Below are 20634 nucleotides of genomic sequence, written 5' to 3'. Positions count from 1 at the left end.
TTTTTCTACCCCTAGATTTAAGATTTATTGTCGTTTGGCGTAATCCATTCGCCATTAGCGCTTGCAAATACAACTTTTTTGTTGTTATCGTTATCTTGTAAAATAATCTTATATGTATTGTCTTTAGCCATATAAGCTTTTACAATTCTTAATTTCTGAAAATCTCGAGCTACTGCTTCTTGCACTGCCATCGGTAACTCTACCGCTTTTACTTCGGTATATTCTTGTTGCTCATATTCATAACTGCCATAACCATACTCATCGTTAAGAGCTAATTCATCTTGAGCCAAAACACCCTGAGCCGAAAAAATACTTACTACAATCGCTACTATCATTTGTAACTTTTTCATTGGGTTTATAGTTTGTAAAATAATTTCTACACAATTATATAAGTAATAACTATTCCAAAAATACCAGCGAACCAATAAAACAAATAATTATCTGAAAATCAACTATTTAAAATACGTCAATAGTAGCTAGTTGGACTAAAAAAACTGTAGAATCCACATAAAAGTGTAGAAATTTTACACACTTTTGAAATGCAATAATTTTACCATTCCGGTTTTTTGCGGCTTGATTTCTTTAAAGACTGCTTTTGCTTACTTTCTAATCTTTTTAAAACCGACCGTTTTGAAGGTTTGGTGGGTTTTCGTTTTTTAGGAATATGAAGATTAGTTTTTAAAATCTCCAACAATCTTTTTATCCCTAGTTCTTTATTTTTATGTTGACTTCTACTATCACTACACTGCAGGATTAAGATTCCGTTTTTAGTCAACTTTGAAGAGAGTTTTTGTTGTAGTATTAACTTCTCCTCTTCGGTGAAGGCAAGTGAAGAAAGGATATCTAAACTTAATTCGATTTTGGAAGAAACTTTATTTACGTGTTGCCCTCCAGCCCCCGAACTTCTTATTGCCTTAAAACTTATCTCTTTTATGATTATAGAAGTATTCACGAAAATAGTTTAACCTGATGTGCAGATTTTAATAAATCATTCACGGTTTTTACTGGATTAAAAGTAGTTAGTGGCACTTCGACAAAAACACTTATCCAATTCGACATTGCCCCATTCCATAAACCTGGAAGCTCCAAAGCTTTTAAAACCTTCCCATTCATTGTTTTTCTGGTAATAAATCCAGCCTCAGGATCAACAAATTCTAATAAATTAAACTTATTACCCTTGTAATCTTTAACTCCGCACACTAAATCTACAGGATTAAAATGTGTCGCGCTATTTAGAATATCCTCTTGCCTTTGATCCTTTTTGTTAATTTGTGGAGTTTCAATGATTTGAAGCACCAATCGTCCATTTTCCTTTTTAACCCAAAACGGACCTCCTCCAGGTTCGCCTTCATTAATTACCATACCACAAACACGAATTGGTCTATTTAAAGATTCTCTTAAGAATTGGAGTTTGTATTTATCTGAAAATTTATCAAAATCTAGTGGTAATCTAACATTAAGTTGTTGTACCAGGAATTTCTTAATATCTTTTAATTCGGCTTCAGAAGGCTTTTTCTTATCTATAGAATCCAAAATTCTAAACACTTCATCCTGTATCTCAATTAGCTTACCGGCCAAAACTTTTTTGTAGCTAGAAACCTCATCCTGATACTTTCTCACAACTACATTATCTATGTTTTTTATATAAATAATGTCTGCGGTTAAATCATCAAGATTTTCTATTAAAGCACCGTGTCCTCCAGGTCTAAAAACTAGTGACCCATCTTTTGTTCTAAAAGGTTCATTTCTATAATCTACAGCAATAGTATCTGTTTCTGGTTTTTGAAATGAATATGAGATAATAAAATTGGTTTTCGTTTTTTCCTCGACCTTTTTCTTAATTCTTTCAAACTCTCCTTTAAAGGCTTCAAGATGTTCTTTTGAAATGGTAAAATGTAACTCGGAATCTCCATTTTCATTCGTATTATAACCCGCAGCTTCATATAAATGCTCTTCAAAAGAAGTTGCAATACTACTACTGTATTTATGAAATGGAAGCAATCCTTTAGGGTAATTACCAAAATTCATCCCTTTTTCCTTTAACATCATCTCGACAAAAATATAAAGTTGTCTTCCTTCAGATAAGGATTCAAATTTTGGATAGGACGTTTTTACCTTTTCCATGACTACATCGTAAAATGGAAATTTTTCTAATCCAATCAAAAAAAGACGAATAGCATCTGCTTTTTCAAGGTTGGTATAAGAATTTAAGCTTTCTTTCTCACAATTGTAATTATCTAAAAACCTGAACAAATCTTTAAACATTCTTGTGGCAGCACCAGAGGCAGGAACAAACTTTATCGTATCAAGGTCTCCAGATCTTGAATCATATAGTTTGGATAATTCAGATTGATAATGCTCAGAGAATTTAAGTATTCCGTTATTTAAGGTAGCTGCGCTTCTTAAAGCCACAAAAGGAATTTCGTTCTTGAATGTCTCAATTTGAGAGAACACTTTATCAACTGTTAATCCTTTCGATTTTATTAATTTAATGTCTTTATCTGTTATATTCACGTTTCTTATATATTAGTTGGTCAATTACCTTGATTGCTTTTTCTAACCGAGACATTTCGTCTCCTTTTATAGTGACATACGGAAGATCATATTTGTCTAGAGTTTCTTTAAACCTAAAAAACATCTCTTCTCTCTCGTTGGGTTTATCTCTAAGATCATCTGGCACCCAAGGGATATCAATATAGGTTAAAAGATACAAATCATAATTATTTTCTAATGAAATTTTATTTAAGATTTCTGGTACTTTTCCCTCATAGTATATCTCAGAGTATACTTTTAATTCCAATAAATTGGTGTCGCAAAATAGTATTTTGTTACCTTCTAACACTAATTTATTCTCTAATTTCATTTGACCTTCTGCTATGGGAAGAAGATCTTCGTATACACAGATTTCTTTGTGATTATCCCACTTTGCCTGAAGATATTCACGCATGTATTCTGGAACCCATTGGGTTTTATAGTGTTTAGCTAATTGTTCGCACATGGTAGTTTTACCCGTAGATTCTGGGCCAAAAAGTACAATTCTTAAGCTATTACCGGGTTGCTGTCTATACTTTTCTTCCATGCCAGATATCCAAAAATTGCCATAATTGTAAATAGAACGTATTGAAAACTAGTAAAAGTGAATCCTTTATAAAAATAAAGAGGTATAGAAATAAGATCACCCACAATCCAAAATATCCAATTTTCTATTTTTCTACGAGCCATTAACCACATCCCTACAAAAAATATAGCCGTGGTTAACGTATCAACATAAGCTGTCCAGTCGTTCCATTTATCAAATGTAATATATACCGAATACACAAAGATAATAGCGGCAACAAATATCAAAACCTGAACCAGTTTTTCCATTCGATTTGTCCGGCTGATAGGAGTAACATGGGTTTCATCAATTTTACGGGTCCAGACATACCACCCATAAATACTCATTATAAAATAATACCCATTAATCATCATGTCACCCAACAATGACCACTTAAAAAGTAAGTACACATAAATAGCAGTGCTAATAATTCCTGTGGGATATACCCATATTTTATTAAACCATGCAAAAAAAACACTTGCAACACCAAAGAAAACAGCAATTATTTCAAGAACAATATGTAATGTAGAATATTCTGAATATTGCCCGAAGAGAAATTCAAAAATTTGGCTCATAGTCGCTTCTATTACTTTTTACAAGTTTCATATACACCAAAACATGCTCCATTTCACCAAATGCATTTTTTATCTCGCTTGTCAAAAACTGCATGACCTTATCATACTCTCCATATACCTGTGTACTCAAGGGGTTTTCTAAAATAGTAAACTCTGAGTTTCTTAACCTTTTGATAAATTGAATAATATGCTTTTCATAATCATCTTGAAGCGGAGTAAGCGTTAGTTCAACAGAAACTTGCATATACGTAAAGTCAAAATTAAGGTTTGTATCATACGAAGGTACATATATTAAGAAGAAGGTAAAGCATATACACAGGTAAAACCTTCAAACTCGGTAAATGACAAATCATAATGACTAATTACGTCTTTATAATTTATGGCTCCAAAAACAAATGGGTATTCTAAAGTGAATGTGGAAATGTAAATATGTTGCTCAAAACTTAGTCCTGCAGTCGCAAATAATTTGTATAATGATTCTTTGGCTCCCCAAATTACCGTAAGCGCCCTAGTTTCATCTATATCTTGAGCCTCCAAATACGTTTTCTCTAAAGGGTTGACAAACTTATGAGCAATACGATTAATTTTATCGCGCTGTTTTTCTATATCTATACCTACAGGTTTGTCGCTAACAATTATTCCCGCAAAGTTAAATGAATGTGTAATAGAAATTTGTTTTCCATCTTTCAAATGCGGTTTTCCAAATTCATCATAAAACAGATCATGATCTGTATATCCTATAACGGCTAACAGGTGTCTCACACTCATAAAACCTCTTCGATGCATTTCAGATTTCATATTATCTACCCTATCCTGGCAATGAGGCGTTAACTCAACCTCATTACTAAGAAATTCATAAGACTCTTCAATCTTCCAAATCAGCACTTTAGTGCTTTTGTCTACTGTTATAGTTTTGTAAAGAGGCATTTAAAATCTTAAAGTTATTATGTACCTTTGCAAACTGAAAATTGACAAATAAAGCTGTTTTATTTTCAGGAAACGAATTTAGAACAATTTAGTGCCAAAAACCAAAGGGCGCTTTATAAACATAAAATAAATACTATGAGCACCAAAACAGCACCTTACGTGCCTTATAAGGTAAAAGACATTTCTCTAGCAGGATGGGGAAGAAAAGAAATAGAATTGGCTGAAGCTGAAATGCCAGGTCTTATGTCACTTAGAGAAGAATATAAAGATGAACAGCCACTTAAAGGAGCACGTATTGCAGGATGTTTACACATGACGATTCAAACTGCAGTATTAATTGAAACTCTTGTTGCTTTGGGCGCAGAAGTTACCTGGAGTTCTTGTAATATTTTCTCTACCCAGGATCAGGCTGCCGCTGCAATTGCAGAAGCAGGAATACCTGTATATGCATGGAAGGGAATGAATGAAGAAGAATTTGATTGGTGTATAGAGCAAACTTTGTTTTTTGGAGAAGATCGTAAACCATTAAATATGATTCTTGATGATGGAGGAGATCTTACCAATATGGTTTTAGATAAGTATCCAGAATTAGTAGACGATATTAAAGGTTTATCTGAAGAAACTACTACTGGAGTTCACCGTTTGTATGAAAGAATGAAAAACGGGACCTTACCAATGCCTGCTATTAATGTAAATGACTCTGTGACCAAGTCAAAATTCGATAATAAATACGGATGTAGAGAAAGTGCAGTAGATGCTATTCGTAGAGCTACAGACACCATGCTTGCAGGTAAAAGAGTAGTAGTTTGTGGATACGGTGATGTTGGAAAAGGTACCGCTGCATCGTTTAGAGGAGCTGGCTCTATTGTAACTGTAACCGAAATAGATCCTATTTGTGCACTTCAGGCTGCCATGGATGGTTTTGAAGTAAAAAAATTAGAAACCGTTATTGGTAATGCAGATGTTGTTATCACTACTACCGGAAATAAGGATATTGTTCAAGGACAACACTTTAAAGCTTTAAAAGATAAAGCCATCGTTTGTAATATCGGTCATTTTGACAACGAGATCGATATGGCTTGGTTAAACAATAACTACGGTAGCACTAAGGATGAAATCAAACCTCAGGTAGATAAATACACTATCGATGGAAAAGATATTATCATTCTTGCCGAAGGTCGTTTGGTAAACTTAGGATGTGCTACAGGACACCCAAGTTTTGTAATGAGTAACTCATTTACCAATCAAACATTGGCTCAAATAGAATTATGGAAGAACTCTGAAAACTATAAAAATGAAGTATATATGCTACCAAAACACTTAGATGAAAAAGTAGCAAAACTTCACCTTGCACGTTTAGGAGCAGAACTGGAAACACTAAGACCTGAACAGGCAGAATATATTGGAGTTACAGTTGAAGGACCATTCAAACCAGAATATTACAGATACTAACGATTAAAAACATTTCGTTTTTAAAATATCAATAACCCTAACTAATAGTTGGGGTTATTTTTTTGATTTATGTTTACATATTAAATTTAGTACATCCTTTTGATCCTATATAAACACATAAATGAAACTGATCTTTACTTTATTTCTTATATCGCTAACAACCTTTGCCCAGAGTAAGGACCAAGTCATTCAAGATATTAAAAGACAGTATTTAGTAATCTGCGAACTGCTCGAACAAGGCAGTCTAGTAGAGATTTCTAAAGAAAGCGATTGTACTGGCAATGGACAAATTAACACATTCGCATCCTTTTATTACCACAACGATAGTCTGGTATATATTCATTGTCAACGCCATGAAGGACATAACGATTATAACGATCACTATTATCTTTGGAACAACCAATTGATCTTCTTTTTCTCTGAATATTCATCCTGGATTTGGGATTATGAATCTACACCTCCGGAACAAGGATTTACCAATGAGATATGGACATATGAAGAACAGCGCACATACTTCAACAATAAAACTCCCATAAAATGTTTATATAAGACGTATCAACAAAAATCTGCCGACCTACCGCATGAAGAATCAAACAAATTGTCTGATACTATAAAAAACGTTGTTATTGATTGCGGTAGCGAATTAAAGCCTGAAGTTATAAGACGATATCTTTACCTTCGTAGTTTTCAAAAGGACAACACCAACAAAAGTATTTGTAATGTTTACGATTAAATCATCTAAAAAATAACCCTTTCCAGTTACCTGAAAAGGGTGATAATATATTACAAAGGAAAGATCCTTATGCTTCGAAAGGAACTATCGAAACGTAGGATTTATTATCTTTCTTTTTAGTAAATTTTACGATACCATCTACCTTTGCGTGTAGGGTATGATCTTTACCAGCGTAAACATTTTCACCTGGCTTGTGTGCTGTACCTCTTTGTCTTACAATGATGTTACCAGCCACGGCAGCTTGTCCACCAAATATCTTTACACCTAAGCGTTTCGATTCTGATTCTCTACCGTTCTTCGAACTACCAACTCCTTTTTTATGAGCCATTTTCTTTAGGTTTTATAGTTAATATTAAACAGTATTACCTGCCGTTTTATTTTCCTTGTAAAGCTTCGATTAATTCGGCTTTCTTCATAGAAGAAATTCCTGAAATCCCTTGAGCTTTTGCCATTTCTTTTAATTCAGCTACAGTTTTAGAGCTTAAATCTTCATTTACCGCTTTTGGAGCAGCTTCTTTCTTAGGAGCTTCTGCTTTTGGAGCAGCTTCTACCTTAGCTTTTGGCTCAGCTTTTTTAGCTTCTTTCTTTGGAGCAGCTTTTTTAGCTCCAGAAGTTACAATGCTTTCAATTACAATTTCTGTAAGAGCTTGACGGTGACCATTTTTTACACGGTATCCTTTACGTCTCTTTTTCTTGAAAACAATAACTTTATCACCTTTTAGGTGTCTTGTGATTTTCGCTCCTACTTGAGCTCCATCTATAGCTGGGGCGCCTAAAGTAACTTTATCTCCATCTGCAGCAAGAAGTACTTTATCAAAAGATACTTTATCTCCTTCTTCTCCTGCTAAACGATGTACAAATACTTTTTGGTCTTTTGCAACTTTAAATTGCTGCCCTGCTATCTCTACAATTGCGTACATAGCGTAACGTTTAATTAATTTATTTTTATATACAAGAACAACACCTATTTTGCAATAGGCGGGTGCAAATATACTGCTAATTAATTAAATGACAAATATTTTAAGCCTCTACCGGTGAAGAATTATGTCTTTTTCGAGTATTCCAGCTTTCTTTAAATAATTGCATGAAAGATAAGGTAAGTACAAAAGTAGTCGCAAATCCCATTATCGCTGCAATAAACACTACTATACCTACTCCTACATGATAGTGAGAACTCCAGTTGGCCAGCATCTCAGGAAGAAAATTAGTATTTATATTGGTTACATAAATAGCAAAGAAAATAGTAAAGATCATTGTAGCATTAAAACCGGTAAACAACCCAGCCATAAACCCTTTTTGATATTCAAAACCACTTCCTTTTTCTTCTTTATACGTTTTCATTGCTTTATACAAACCTATTGCAACTAGAATACCGTTTCCAAGGCTAAACACAGGATTGGTTTGTACTCCGATTAAAGAAAGAATTAAAAAATATGCAATAAGCCCAATTGCGATATAAACTCCATATTTCACAGGGATAGTAGACTTTTTCATAACTTTTCTATTTTAGGATTCTTATTAAAAGTATGAAATTTAAGAGTTCTTTAACCTTAAAGGCTTGTTAATTTATTGTTTAACAATGGTTTACGACTAGCTTTTTTATTGGTTAAGTACACTCCAAAAACGATCACTAACGAAGCCAGCAATTGGTAGAATGAAAACTTCTCACCATCCCATAAACCCCAAATTAAAGCAATAATAGGCATTGTGTAAGTCACCGAGCTTGCAAATACCGGAGTACTAATTTGTATAAGCTTGTTAAACATTAGCTTTGCAATTCCAGTTCCTACAACAGCTAGAATAGCCATATATAAAATACTAGTTTGCAATTCACTGCTAGTAAGTATCTCTGACCTAAAAAAACCTGAAAAAAACAGCACACATAGTGCTGGAATAACTAGAACAACAAAGTTTCCATTTGCGATTGCCATAGGGGAGAGATGTTGCAAATGACGCTTGATAATATTTACATTAATCCCGTACCCAAACGTTGCTATAATCACCAAAAAAGCGTAGCTATAGTCCTGATTCGGATTAATAATAGCACCTTCCCAAATGAGCCCAATACTTCCAATTAAACCAATAAGTACTCCTAGAAGTTGATTCTTATTAAAACGGACAGAAAAGAGGATTACCCCTAGCACAAATGTGATTAGAGGAGTAAGAGAATTAAGAATAGAGGTGATTCCACTATCGATTTCTGTTTCTGCAAATGCAAATAAAAAAGCTGGTATAAATGTTCCCACAAAAGCTGATATGGAAACCCATTTCCACTCTTTTCCATGAATGGTTTTGATACTTTTAAAACCTATTGAAAATAAAAAAATTGCAGCAAAAACAGTACGCAAAGCACCTAATTGCATAGGCGTTAACCCAATAAGGGATTTTTTAATGAGAATAAAAGAACTACCCCAAATAAGAGATAATATGGTAAGATATATCCATTTAAGCTTTCCGTGTTGCATTTCCCATTTTTGCTACGCTGCAAAAATGATAAAATTCTACTGGAACAAAAATGGTTTGGAATGAAAATTAACTAAGATTTAGCGTTCAGTCTTTCCAGTTTAAGGTTTCTATAAGATGTTTCATGTCATTTCGCAGATAATTGGCCGCAGGCAGAATAGAATCATAGTTAGGTTTAACTTTGAAATAGATAGACCCCAAAATAAAATGGTTAAGACTGTCGGTTACATAAAACTGAGATTGTGACGCCGCATCCCCTGTTACCTCATAAAACATACCATATACCTTTTTCTCTGCATCTACATAAGGTTCCTGTAAAATACCATCGGCTTTGATAACATGCTCCTGAGTTAAGTTTTGAGCATCTCTTAGAAGAGAATCCAAATTATTATTAATTTCGAAATAAGAAATATACAATGTTGCTTTTAGTCTTTTATACTCAAGATTATACCAGCACTTTCTATTTCTTCTGGCTTTTTGGAGTTCGGCAAATTCATTTTTTTCAAAGGTATAAGAACAAGGAATAGACACTTCTTTATACTCAGGTTTTGGATAACTCAACCTAAGCATTGCTTTTGGTTTTGGAAGCACTTCTCCACCACATGCACTGCATAAGAGCACTGTAAATATTACTATAAAAAACTTCTTATACACTTGTTTCATCAATTGTTAATTTCACCTGTTTTATTCTTTTCTTATCTAAAGACTCTATTTTAAAGGTATAATTTTCAATAGTTATCTTATCACCTCTCTTAGGAAAACTACCTGAAATTTCGAGCAACAGACCTGCAATAGTTTCAGCATCTCCTTTCTTATCTTCAAAGACGCTATTATCCTCTAATCGTAATACTCTATAAAAATCTTTAAGCGCTGTTCTACCTTCAAAAACATAATTTAAATCATCTAGTTTCGAATAAATCAAATCTTCATCATCAAACTCATCACTTATATCACCAACAATCTCTTCAATAATATCTTCCATAGAAATTAAACCACTGGTCCCACCATACTCATCTACCACAATAGCTAAGTGATTCTTTTTGTTTTTAAAGTCACTCAATAAATCATCTAATTTTTTATTTTCAGGAACAAAGTATGGCTCTCTTATAAGGCTTACCCAATTAAAATTGCTTTCATTTATATAAGGTAGAAGATCTTTTACATACAAGATACCGGTTACTTTGTCTATACTTTCTTCAAACACTGGGATTCTGGAGAATCCTTTTTCAATTATCTCCGGAAGAATTTCTTTGTAAGGCGCCTCACAATTCAGTGCAAAAATATCCATTCTTGGCTTCATGACTTGTTTAGTATCAGTATTACCAAAAGATACTATTCCTTCAAGAATCTTCTTTTCTTCAACTGTTGTTTCCTGATCTGAAGTAAGCTCTAAAGCTTGTGAAAGTTGATCTACACTTAAATTAGATTTTTGTTTCCCCAGCTTGTTGTGAATTCTTGTAGTTACATTGCGCATAGGTTGACTAATTGGAGAAAGTAACCAATACAATATCCCTATCGGACGTGCCATAAACTTTGCAAATTTTACTCTATTCCTGCTCGCATATACTTTTGGCAAAATTTCTCCGAAAAGTAAGATCAAAAATGTAACAATACCCACCTCTACAACGAATCGCACATTAACAACACCTAACCAATCATAATCTAAGCTCTTAAAATATGTTTCACCAAGCGAAGCGAATAATAGTACAATGGCAATATTGATGAAATTATTTGCCACCAGAATGGTCGCCAATAGCTTTTTGGGGTTATTTAGCAATTTACCAACAATTCTTAGATTTTTTGAAGTGTTTTCATGATCCTTAAGATCTGCGGGAGTTAAAGAAAATAAAGCTACTTCACTACCCGAGATAAGTGCAGAAAACACCAATAACACCAAAAGCACAACCAAATTTATGGTCTGCATGATATCAAAAATAAATAGAGTAGCTAATAAAGGTTCAGGATCAGGGTCCAAATTATCTTCGTTTAGTTAAACATATCAGAACGGAAGGTCATCGTCTTCTGTTTGCTGCGTACTAGAGGACACTGCCTGTGGATTTGCCGCAGGCGTACTCATATTCGATGGATGCTGAGTATTTGACTCAGTGGGTTGGGTCTCGTTTTTAGGAGTTAGAAAGGTAAAATCTGTACATTGTATTTCTGTACTATATCGATCTTTTCCTTGTTCGTCTTGCCATTTTCTAGTCTTAAGTCGACCTTCGATATAGATTTTATCTCCTTTATTAAGGTATTTTTCGCAAATTTCGGCAGCTTTGTTTCTAACCACAATGTTATGCCATTCTGTAGTTGTCACACGCTCACCAGTACTTTTATTCATATAAGAATCATTGGTGGCCAATGGAAATCTTCCAATACAATTACCTCCTTCAAAATAATGCATCTTTACCTCATCTCCAGTATGCCCTATAAGCATTACTTTATTTAATGTTCCTGACATTCTCTTCTTTGTTAATATTAGTAAATGTAATAAAAAAGCCTCATACCTTAAAAAAGGAATCTATAAAATTACCTAACAAAATAGGAACAGGATAATTGTGTACCTCTTTAAAATTAACAATTTTTTGTTCGTCACTTATGTTTGGCATCTCACCTAGTTTTACGATATAAAATCGAGTGTATAAATGTTGATGAGATAATTTATGCACCAAATATTCCTTTGTATAGGCAGTAAGATCATAGCTTGCACCATCTATAATATCTTGAAATACCTTGTCTGAAGGGATACTTTCTTCGGTATATCCCTCTCCTTCTAACAATGGAAACTCATACAACCCTTTCCAAATTCCATTCCCCGTTCTTTGTTGAAGAATGGTATATTCATCATTAATAATAAAGACCGTATAATTAAAGTATCTTTTCTTAATCTTTAACTTTTTAAGTTTTACTGGCAACTCATTGATCTTACCTTTTTCTAACGCAACACAGCTATCATTTAATGGACACACAATACAATATGGGTTTTTAGGTTTGCACTGCAACGCCCCAAATTCCATAATGGCCTGATTATAATCTGCTGGCTTTTCCAGGTCAATTAATTCTATGGCCAATTTTTTAAACTCTTTTATTCCTTGAGTACTATTAATAGGAGTATCTATTCCGAAATATCTCGATAATACTCTATACACATTACCATCTACTACGGGAGCCGGTTCATTAAAAGATATAGAAGCTATGGCACTAGCCGTATAATCACCCACACCTTTTAATTCTAGAAGACCTTTATAAGTGTTCGGAAAAACTCCGTTCAATTCATTGGCTACATATTGTGCTGTAAAATGAAGATTTCTAGCTCGCGAATAATACCCCAACCCCTGCCATAATTTTAAGACCTGTTCTTCACTAGCAGAAGCCAAATCAAAAACGGTAGGAAACGATTCTACAAAAGACAAATAATAGGGTAATCCTTGCGCGACTCTGGTCTGTTGAAGTATAATTTCACTTAACCAAATTCGATACGGATCCTTAGTTTCACGCCATGGCATCGATCTTTTGTTTTGTAAATACCACAAAATGAGTTTTTTAGAAAAAATCATAGCAAATTTATCTGTTTTGCAAAATTAATTGAATAAAGATGATAATTTAATCTTAAGTATTGATTTTTTGGATTTTAAATTCTTATATTTGCCCCCTTGAAAATTTAAAAAACCCCTAAATAGGTAAATAATGACTAAAGCAGATATCGTAGCAAAAATTTCTGAAAAGCTAGGAATAGAAAAAGGAGATGTTCAAGCAACAGTTGAAACATTCATGGAAGAAGTAAAAAGTTCATTAGAAAGCGGAGACAACGTTTATCTAAGAGGATTTGGAAGCTTTATCATCAAAACAAGAGCAGAGAAAACTGGTCGTAACATTTCTAAAAATACGACTATCAAGATTCCTGCACACAATATACCAGCATTCAAGCCTGCAAAAGTATTTGTAGAAGGTGTTAAGACCAACGTAGAAGTTAAATAATCATATAAATAGAAGTACACTATGCCAAGTGGTAAAAAACGTAAAAGACACAAGGTAGCGACGCACAAGCGTAAAAAGAGAAGAAGAGCTAATCGCCACAAGAAAAAGTAGTTTCTAACTACTTTTTTCATTTAAATGTTCTTTGAAATCGAAATAAAGATCCTATAGCTCAAGCTACCAAAATATAGCCTTTATTTCAACGGAATTGTCAAAAATTCCTGTGAAAAAATTGTTTAATCCATTCCGATAGTTATCGGGATAAAAATCTATTTAAGAGTGAACAAAGAATTGATCATTAGATCTGGTTCCTCTACAGATTTTGCCTTATTAAAGGATGGAAAACTAATTGAATTACATAAGGAAGAAGATGATAGTAATTTTTCTGTTGGTGATATTTTTATTGCCAAAATAAGAAAATCTGTCCCTGGATTAAATGCCGCATTTGTAAATGTTGGCTACGAAAAAGATGCTTTTTTGCATTATCATGATCTGGGTCCTCAAGTATCTTCTTTACTTAAATTCATCAAACGTGTAAGCACAGGTAAATTAAAAAACTATTCTCTTAAGGATTTTCCTTTCGAGAAAGACATTGATAAACACGGTACGATTACAAACGTGTTAAAATCAAACCAATCGCTATTAGTACAAATAGTAAAAGAACCTATATCTACCAAAGGCCCCAGAATAAGCTCTGAGCTATCTATCGCCGGTAGATATATTGTATTGGTTCCTTTTTCTAATCGAATTTCTATTTCGCAAAAAATAGAATCTACAGAAGAAAAGGAGCGCCTAAAAAGGCTTGTAAAAAGTATTAAGCCCAAAGGTTTCGGAATTATTGTTCGTACAGTAGCGGAAGGCAAAAAAGTAGCAGAACTAGACAAAGATTTGCAAAACTTGATGGATCGCTGGAAAGCCATGTGTAAAAAATTATACAAAGCCCACCACCCGTCAAAAGTATTAGGTGAAATGAACAGAGCATCCTCTATTTTAAGAGATGTTTTTAATGACACCTTTACATCTATTGTTGTAGATGACGAAGAACTCTACAACAGAATCAAAGAGTATCTGCAAGAAATTGCACCTAAAAAGGAATCAATTGTAAAATTACACACCTCTAAGGCTCCCGTTTTTGAAAAATACGGAATCGAGAGACAGATCAAAACCAGTTTTGGCAAAACGGTATCTATGAGTAAAGGTGCCTATTTGGTTATCGAGCATACCGAAGCCATGCACGTTATAGACGTTAACAGCGGAAACCGCTCTAATAAAGCCAAAAACCAAGAAGATACTGCCCTCGAAGTAAACCTTATTAGCGCAGCCGAAGTGGCTCGCCAACTGCGTCTTAGAGATATGGGAGGTATTATTGTAGTCGATTTTATCGATATGAATAATGCCGAAAATCGTAGAACGCTCTTCAATCACCTAAGGGAAGAAATGAAAGATGATAGAGCGAAACATAAAATTTTACCGCCAAGTAAGTTTGGCTTGATTCAAATCACGCGACAACGCGTGCGACCTGAAATGAATATCAAAACCCGAGAGGAAAACCCGAATGGTGAAAACGGCGAAATTGAGGCGCCAATCGTTCTGGTAGATAAAATAAAGGTCGAACTAGAAAAATTAATTAAAAAAGACCATAAAAAGATCACCTTGAGTGCACATCCTTTTATTGCGGCTTTTTTAACCAAAGGATTTCCATCTACCCGATCAAAATGGTTCTTTGACCATAAGCGATGGGTAAAGATTGTACCTAGAGACGCTTACACGTATTTAGAGTATCACTTTCACGATAAAGATGGTGAAGTGATCAAGTAAAAAACTAAAACCCGGTTCGATATCGAACCGGGTTTTTTTATGCCCTATTTTTAATTCCTTCTACATTTTCTACGTTCATCTCAAAATTTGAGACACAAGTACTCTAGTTTTACCATTGAAATCAAACAATAACACTATTACCCTTCATCAAGGTAATGTATTTAAAAAATCAAAAAATGAAAGGTTTACAAAATTTAACTGTTCGTGAATTAACTAGTATTAATGGAGGAATGAATCCTCACACTACAAATGTCACTGATGACGGATCTGGAAACGGATGCACAGGGCCTGTTTTACCTATCGGACCTAAACGACCAACTCTAGAGGATCTTATCCAGTACTAATAAAAAATTTTCTTGTCTGAACCAAGATTATTTGTGTTGAACAAAACCCTGTTATGTATACATAGCAGGGTTTTTTAAGTTGTAACCGTCGTCTGCTTTTCCAACTGTTTGATAAAATAAGAAGGGTAAATACCTGTACTCTTGTAAAACGCTTTTGAGAAGGCATCGGGACTTTTAAATCCTATCTCGTTGGCAATAGCTTTTACGGTATACTTTCTAAAAGTAGAGTTTGACTTAAGTTGTGTAACAACGTATTCAATTCTAAGATCATTAATGTAATGACTAAAACTTTTATGCTTATTGGCATTTACAATCTTAGACAAATAATTGGCATTTGTTTTTAGCTCTTTGGCCAGTGAGTTTAGAGTAAGGCTATTTTTAAGATACCCTTGCTGCTGCTCAAAATCATCAAGTTTTTGTAGAATTTCGGTCACGATACTGTCTGAAATACCAATATCTGAATCTTTAGAAGACTCTTGCACGGGTTTTTGTTCCTCTTCTTTCGTTTGATTCATAAGCAGCTCAAAACGTTGCGTATAAGCCTTACGTTTACGATAATTCCAGAATAAAAAACCACCAAGCACCAGAGAAAACAAAGACAGCCCCAAAATTACTTTGGACGATTGGTTGTCTTTGGCTTCTAAATCTGTGATTAAGGCTTCTTTTTCTACAAGTAACTGCGGAATGTCGTAGTCTTTTTTAAGTTTATCTCCTAAATATCGATAGGTATGATCCAAAATACTGTCCGCATATAACAATCTGTTAATGTAAAAAAGTTGTTGATCTCTATTCTCGTTTATTTTATAATATTGAATCAACTTTTTATACGCCAATTTAGTTTCAGGTAAGATGTAATTTACTGTTTGAGCAAGAGAATCAATTCTTTTATAATAATAAACCATGTTTTTTTCATCCAATAACGCCTCATATGATTTTCCTAAATATAGATAAGCAGTTATCAAATCATATTCATTAAAAAAATACCTGTTTTCATAACTTAATAAATCCGGTAAAACATCATTAATTCCATCTATAACTTCACTATATCTTTTTTCATAATAATAAAGCATAGCCTTATTCAATTTGAATAAGTTCGCAGTTTCTTTCTCCTTTATCGATTTATCATTATTATTTAACCTTTCTCCAATAGAAGAATTAAGACCTTTTTTGTTATAAATTAAAGCAGAATCAATCTGTGAATTCAAACGATAAATATTAACCAAATCTGATAATGATACCAAATAACTAAGGGAATCTATTTTTCTCATTTCTTTTTTATTGCCAATGTAAATTAGACATTCTTTCATCATAGATTTAGCTTCTTCATATTTCCCTATCTTTCTTTTCAAAATAGCAATGTTATTTTTTAGAATAGATATATGGTTTTTGTTTTGGGATCTTTTTGCCCATTTCATTGCTTCCAAATAGTTCTCAAATGCTTTACTAAAATTTCCTAATTCATCATAATTGGTTCCTTTATAAATGTAAAAAAGCGCAGGAAAGGATTTATGTTTAATATTCTTTGTAATTGCTATCGCACTATCATTATATTGGATTTGTATTTCTGGGCTATCATGGAAAATAACACTAACCATTATATATCCAATTGCATTTTCTATAACACTATTTTCATTCTTACTTTTTTGGAGGTAAGCTCTAGCATAAACTTCAGTGTATTTATTTTCCCCATATCTTTCTTGTTCCCATCTTGATCTAAGCTCATCATAACTCAACTTTAGTAATGAGTCTGGAATTATAAGATTCTTTTCTTGAGCTATTGCTGCTTGCAACCCAAATACCACAAAAAAGAACAACAGTACTTGTATTTTATAGGGATAAAAAAATGTAGAAACAGGTTTCAAAAGAGATTGTACAATTGGTTTTACCTTAAAATAGATATCAAAAATAAGTTTTTTATTGCATGTAATCATTTTTCTTAGAAAAATCAATAATACCATTATTATCAAATACTTAACCCTTATAATATCGCCCTATTTTCATGAATTACGGGTATATTTTCTTGTTTTTGGGAGCAACTTGCCACTACATTTGACCTGTAAACGTAAAAAAACCTACGTCTAGATAATTTGTAACCATATGATTATAATTGCTTTTACTAATCATGAATAACTAACAAACTTAAAAAGGGAAAAGTAATGCAAAATATACTTATACAATTAGAATTAATATCGCGTATAGATAGACTTATTCGTATGCAGGCAACTGGCTCTCCAAGCACATTGGCCAGACGATTAGATATATCAAAAACCAAACTACATCGTATCATTAATACTATGAAAGCTCTTGGCGCCCCTATTGTTTATGATGTAGATGTGCAAAGTTATATTTATGAAGAAGTTGTAGGGTTTTCATATGGCTTTTATTTAAAATCTAACACTGCTAAATCTGCATTTCAATTTACTAGTTAAAAAAACAAAACCCCAACTCAAGAAGAGTTGGGGTTTTGTCATCATTTTAAATATAATTACTCACTGTCTGGTTGATATGCCGGATGCCCTGTTTGCCAAAAGGCAAAGGCTAAATTTTATATTCAATTAAGAACAAATAGTCTTAACTGATATGTACTTGTTGAACTATTTTGTGTTAATGGTTATAGGACTATCAAATAAAGACTTATTATATTATTGTTCATTGTCTAGAAGTATATTTCTTCCAATAGTAAATATACATGGCCACCCACTACCTGCTCTATCATCTCCTGTATTACATAAAGAATCTTTAGAATCTGGATCTGGAATACCCGTACCTCCTTTAACAGCAGCAAGTGTATTATGATCTAATTTTGCAATATTTACTTTTCCTAAAACTAACTTTTTCTTTGTGTGATTCTTCTTCATGATTATTTGGTTTAAATGTTTGATTCAAATATAGGTATTGGGATTAGAAAAAAATCAATAAAAAACAATCTATCGGTCTGTATTCTAAGAAAACAGACCTTTAAATACTTGTAAATCAACATCTTGTGTGATTCTATTTTTCTAGCTGCTTAATGAAGTAAGAAGGGTATATTCCTGTGGTTTTGTAGAAAGATTTAGAAAATGCCTCCGTAGTATTGAACCCTATTTCACGAGAAATTGCTTTAACGGTATACAATCTAAACTTAGAATCATCCTTTAGTTTCTCAATAACATACTGTATTCGCAATTCATTAATATACACACTAAAGCTTTTCTTTTTATACGTATTAATGATTTTCGATAAGTACTTAGAATTGGTATTTAATTGTTTTGCAAGATCATTAGTGGTAATGTTTGCAGATAAAAATCCTTTCTTCTTCTCAAATATTTCTAATCCATTTAAAATATCAGTTATAATCTCATTAGAAATTCCTATTGAAGTTTCTGCAACTTTTGCATCTTTATTATCACTGATCTCTTTTTCATTTGCTTCAGGAATTTTAGTTTCCATCAATTCATTAAACCTCTTTTTGTATTTAACGTTTTTATTATATTGTAATAACAAAATAACCATTGTAACAACTAGTACTGTTAGCGTTATAATTAATTTTAAATTTGATTTTTTCTCCTTCTTTTGTAAATCGCTTATCAAGAGTTCTTTTTCTTCAAGAAGTCTAGGTGTATCGTATTCCCTAATTATTTTTTTACTTAGGTCTTTATAATTTATATCTAAGATACTGTCTACAGCAAACAATTTATTAATATAATATAACTGTTGATTCTTGTCATCTTCAGCCTTATAATGCTTAATAAGCATCTCATAGCCTTCGCTAACCTCTAGAGAGGTAAAACCTGTCTCCTCGTGATATGTATCTATTTTTCCTAAAGACTCTAATACTTTTTCATTATTATTAAACTTCTTGTATAACTTTCCTAAATGCAAATAACCACTTACAAGTAATGATTTGTTTATTTTTCTAAATTGTTTTTCTATAATTGGCACAGCCTTTTCTATACTATCTAAAGAAGCTTTGTGCTGTTTTTTATAAAACTTGTTGATACCCTCATTCAACACGAAAAAATTATAAATGTCCAAGCTGTCTTTTAGAGATTCATTTATACCAATTTTATTGTAATAGGCAGCAGAATCTTGTAATCCTAACTTTACATAAGTGCTAGAAAGCGCTAACATGGTCGACAAATGTCCCTTACCAGATATATTATTATCATCTTCATACCGCAACACTTCTTCAAACATTTTAGAGGCATCTTCATACTCATAAATGATTTTTTTTAACAAACCAATATTATGCTTGGTCTCATAATAGAAACTTCTGTTATTTGCTTCATCGAAATATTGTAAGGCTTTTAAGTAATCATCTAAGGCTTTGCTATAGTTACCTAATCTTTTATATGTACGTGCTCTTTCAGAATGTGAATATGCAGGATAATTCTTGTCATCAAGATTTTTACTGGATACAACAGAACTATCAAGGTATTTTATTTTAAGTTTTGGATCAGTCGAACTAAATGATGCAGCAGCATATCCTTTCAATAAGGCCAAAAAGTTATTTTTCTTCTTGGCTTTAGAGATTAAAACCTTCGCATACAAAGGGAACTTAATTGAATCCCCATAACTTTTATTTAATGAATTCTCTATTTCACGAATACTTCGTTTTTTCAAAGAATCAGGAATTATAACATCAGCTTCCTGGCTTACTCCCAAAAAGCCAACTAAAAGCAATAAAGGAAAAACTATACGATAGTAGTTAGTGTTCACTGTAGTTTGTTTAGTCATTTCATAGCACCACGATTAACAAAATTAGTCGTAGCATATTTCTTTTTCTTTCACAAAAGACTCTGCTCAGGGTACTTTATTTCACATTTTTGCACAAAAATCCTAATTTTTTCTTAAAAACATGTTATGAAATTGGTGTTATTTCATCGTACTGCACAATAATTATATCACCTAAAGTATATCAATAAACCTAAAAAACCCAAAATCTATCCCTCTACTAGGGTATATAAAGATACGGTTTTCTCTTTTTAGTTGGTATTTAAGAAAAAATAATTAAAAAATACTGATTACCAATGTTTTAACCACCAAAACTCTTGGTCTGAATTCTGGGAATGCAGGGTCTGTATTCCCGAATGACGATGTACTTCACTTGTTTTTGGCTTTTTATCGAGCTTATATTTGAATGAATCAAAAAACGATCAGTCATATTTTTCACAAATCAAAAATTCAAGCCTTATGATGCAAGCTTTGATCTCTTTAGTAATGAAACTTTCACATTTTGTAGTTGATATGACGGTTGCTCTTTATCAATTCATT

At 32.9% G+C, this 20634-nt stretch carries 24 protein-coding genes; 6 read left to right on the top strand and 18 right to left on the bottom strand.

Annotated features, from left to right (window positions below):
• Positions 1 to 17: 17 nt before the first annotated feature.
• The 7 genes from M0D21_RS04670 to M0D21_RS04640 all read right to left on the bottom strand — a co-directional run bounded on the left by M0D21_RS04670 (position 18) and on the right by M0D21_RS04640 (position 4599).
• A complete protein-coding gene (locus M0D21_RS04670; protein WP_248327285.1) occupies positions 18 to 335 on the bottom strand; it encodes a hypothetical protein in 318 nt (105 codons plus the stop codon).
• A gap of 215 nt (positions 336 to 550) precedes the next feature.
• Positions 551 to 952, bottom strand: coding sequence for an alternative ribosome rescue aminoacyl-tRNA hydrolase ArfB (gene arfB / locus M0D21_RS04665; RefSeq protein WP_248327284.1), 402 nt, complete (start codon positions 950 to 952; stop codon positions 551 to 553).
• The gene (locus M0D21_RS04660) at positions 949 to 2514 is read right to left on the bottom strand and encodes a DUF4301 family protein (RefSeq protein WP_248327283.1); all 1566 of its coding nucleotides are present in this window, start codon (positions 2512 to 2514) and stop codon (positions 949 to 951) included. The genes arfB and M0D21_RS04660 overlap by 4 nt, the downstream gene beginning before the upstream one ends.
• Positions 2498 to 3079 carry an AAA family ATPase gene (locus M0D21_RS04655; protein WP_248327282.1) on the bottom strand — a complete coding sequence of 194 codons (582 nt, stop codon included), beginning with the start codon at positions 3077 to 3079 and terminating at the stop codon, positions 2498 to 2500. The genes M0D21_RS04660 and M0D21_RS04655 overlap by 17 nt, the downstream gene beginning before the upstream one ends.
• On the bottom strand, positions 3040 to 3672 hold the full coding sequence (gene pnuC / locus M0D21_RS04650) for a nicotinamide riboside transporter PnuC (protein ID WP_248327281.1): 633 nt from the start codon (positions 3670 to 3672) through the stop codon (positions 3040 to 3042). The genes M0D21_RS04655 and pnuC overlap by 40 nt, the downstream gene beginning before the upstream one ends.
• Positions 3656 to 3916, bottom strand: a complete 261-nt coding sequence (locus tag M0D21_RS04645; protein WP_248327280.1) for a YkoF family thiamine/hydroxymethylpyrimidine-binding protein — start codon at positions 3914 to 3916, stop codon at positions 3656 to 3658. Before M0D21_RS04645 ends, pnuC begins: the two co-directional genes overlap by 17 nt.
• A 47-nt stretch (positions 3917 to 3963) precedes the next feature.
• Positions 3964 to 4599 (bottom strand): 4'-phosphopantetheinyl transferase family protein, encoded by a 636-nt coding sequence (locus tag M0D21_RS04640; RefSeq protein WP_248327279.1) that lies wholly within the window; start codon positions 4597 to 4599, stop codon positions 3964 to 3966.
• A 135-nt stretch (positions 4600 to 4734) separates the two neighbouring features.
• Here M0D21_RS04640 and ahcY point away from each other — a divergent pair, with 135 nt between their 5' ends.
• Together ahcY and M0D21_RS04630 are read left to right on the top strand one after the other, a co-directional pair.
• Positions 4735 to 6051, top strand: coding sequence for an adenosylhomocysteinase (ahcY, locus tag M0D21_RS04635; RefSeq protein WP_248327278.1), 1317 nt, complete (start codon positions 4735 to 4737; stop codon positions 6049 to 6051).
• A gap of 121 nt (positions 6052 to 6172) precedes the next feature.
• The gene (locus M0D21_RS04630) at positions 6173 to 6784 is read left to right on the top strand and encodes a hypothetical protein (protein WP_248327277.1); all 612 of its coding nucleotides are present in this window, start codon (positions 6173 to 6175) and stop codon (positions 6782 to 6784) included.
• Positions 6785 to 6851: 67 nt separating this feature from the next.
• Here M0D21_RS04630 and rpmA read toward each other — a convergent pair whose 3' ends face one another.
• From rpmA to mutY, 8 genes are all read right to left on the bottom strand, one after another.
• On the bottom strand, positions 6852 to 7112 hold the full coding sequence (rpmA, locus tag M0D21_RS04625) for a 50S ribosomal protein L27 (RefSeq protein ID WP_073318462.1): 261 nt from the start codon (positions 7110 to 7112) through the stop codon (positions 6852 to 6854).
• Between the two features lie 46 nt (positions 7113 to 7158).
• A complete protein-coding gene (rplU, locus tag M0D21_RS04620; protein WP_248327276.1) occupies positions 7159 to 7704 on the bottom strand; it encodes a 50S ribosomal protein L21 in 546 nt (181 codons plus the stop codon).
• A 100-nt stretch (positions 7705 to 7804) separates the two neighbouring features.
• Complete coding sequence (locus M0D21_RS04615) at positions 7805 to 8278, bottom strand: DUF4199 domain-containing protein (protein ID WP_248327275.1); 474 nt, start codon at positions 8276 to 8278, stop codon at positions 7805 to 7807.
• A 56-nt stretch (positions 8279 to 8334) separates the two neighbouring features.
• Positions 8335 to 9249 carry a DMT family transporter gene (locus M0D21_RS04610; RefSeq protein WP_248327274.1) on the bottom strand — a complete coding sequence of 305 codons (915 nt, stop codon included), beginning with the start codon at positions 9247 to 9249 and terminating at the stop codon, positions 8335 to 8337.
• 85 nt (positions 9250 to 9334) lie between these two features.
• Positions 9335 to 9910, bottom strand: coding sequence for a gliding motility lipoprotein GldD (gldD, locus tag M0D21_RS04605; RefSeq protein WP_248327273.1), 576 nt, complete (start codon positions 9908 to 9910; stop codon positions 9335 to 9337).
• Entirely contained in the window at positions 9894 to 11222 is a 1329-nt protein-coding gene (locus M0D21_RS04600; RefSeq protein WP_248327272.1) for a gliding motility-associated protein GldE, read from the bottom strand. The genes gldD and M0D21_RS04600 overlap by 17 nt, the downstream gene beginning before the upstream one ends.
• A 24-nt stretch (positions 11223 to 11246) precedes the next feature.
• A complete protein-coding gene (locus M0D21_RS04595; RefSeq protein ID WP_248327271.1) occupies positions 11247 to 11705 on the bottom strand; it encodes a single-stranded DNA-binding protein in 459 nt (152 codons plus the stop codon).
• Positions 11706 to 11745: 40 nt separating this feature from the next.
• Positions 11746 to 12801 carry an A/G-specific adenine glycosylase gene (mutY, locus tag M0D21_RS04590; RefSeq protein WP_248327270.1) on the bottom strand — a complete coding sequence of 352 codons (1056 nt, stop codon included), beginning with the start codon at positions 12799 to 12801 and terminating at the stop codon, positions 11746 to 11748.
• A 130-nt stretch (positions 12802 to 12931) separates the two neighbouring features.
• On the opposite strand from mutY, the gene M0D21_RS04585 reads away from it, so the two are divergent.
• From M0D21_RS04585 to M0D21_RS04575, 3 genes are all read left to right on the top strand, one after another.
• Positions 12932 to 13222 carry an HU family DNA-binding protein gene (locus M0D21_RS04585; RefSeq protein WP_024768281.1) on the top strand — a complete coding sequence of 97 codons (291 nt, stop codon included), beginning with the start codon at positions 12932 to 12934 and terminating at the stop codon, positions 13220 to 13222.
• A gap of 276 nt (positions 13223 to 13498) precedes the next feature.
• Positions 13499 to 15037 (top strand): Rne/Rng family ribonuclease, encoded by a 1539-nt coding sequence (locus tag M0D21_RS04580; protein ID WP_248327269.1) that lies wholly within the window; start codon positions 13499 to 13501, stop codon positions 15035 to 15037.
• A 176-nt stretch (positions 15038 to 15213) separates the two neighbouring features.
• Positions 15214 to 15381 (top strand): hypothetical protein, encoded by a 168-nt coding sequence (locus M0D21_RS04575; RefSeq protein ID WP_248327268.1) that lies wholly within the window; start codon positions 15214 to 15216, stop codon positions 15379 to 15381.
• A 74-nt stretch (positions 15382 to 15455) separates the two neighbouring features.
• Here M0D21_RS04575 and M0D21_RS04570 read toward each other — a convergent pair whose 3' ends face one another.
• Positions 15456 to 17312, bottom strand: coding sequence for an AraC family transcriptional regulator (locus tag M0D21_RS04570; RefSeq protein WP_248327267.1), 1857 nt, complete (start codon positions 17310 to 17312; stop codon positions 15456 to 15458).
• A 225-nt stretch (positions 17313 to 17537) separates the two neighbouring features.
• Between M0D21_RS04570 and M0D21_RS04565 the strand changes: the two genes are divergently transcribed.
• Positions 17538 to 17810: a hypothetical protein gene (locus tag M0D21_RS04565; protein ID WP_248327266.1), complete on the top strand. Its 273-nt coding sequence runs from the start codon at positions 17538 to 17540 to the stop codon at positions 17808 to 17810.
• A 213-nt stretch (positions 17811 to 18023) separates the two neighbouring features.
• On the opposite strand, the gene M0D21_RS04560 is transcribed toward M0D21_RS04565, so the two are convergent.
• Both M0D21_RS04560 and M0D21_RS23050 read right to left on the bottom strand, forming a co-directional pair.
• Positions 18024 to 18239, bottom strand: coding sequence for a class I lanthipeptide (locus tag M0D21_RS04560; RefSeq protein WP_248327265.1), 216 nt, complete (start codon positions 18237 to 18239; stop codon positions 18024 to 18026).
• 133 nt (positions 18240 to 18372) lie between these two features.
• A complete protein-coding gene (locus tag M0D21_RS23050; RefSeq protein WP_248327264.1) occupies positions 18373 to 20079 on the bottom strand; it encodes a helix-turn-helix domain-containing protein in 1707 nt (568 codons plus the stop codon).
• Between the last annotated feature and the right edge of the window lie 555 nt (positions 20080 to 20634).

This window comes from Aquimarina acroporae (genome assembly GCF_023195925.1).
Classification (GTDB): domain Bacteria; phylum Bacteroidota; class Bacteroidia; order Flavobacteriales; family Flavobacteriaceae; genus Aquimarina; species Aquimarina acroporae.
The sequence above is the reverse complement of the archived record's forward strand: the minus strand, read 5'-3'. Positions and strand labels throughout refer to the sequence as shown.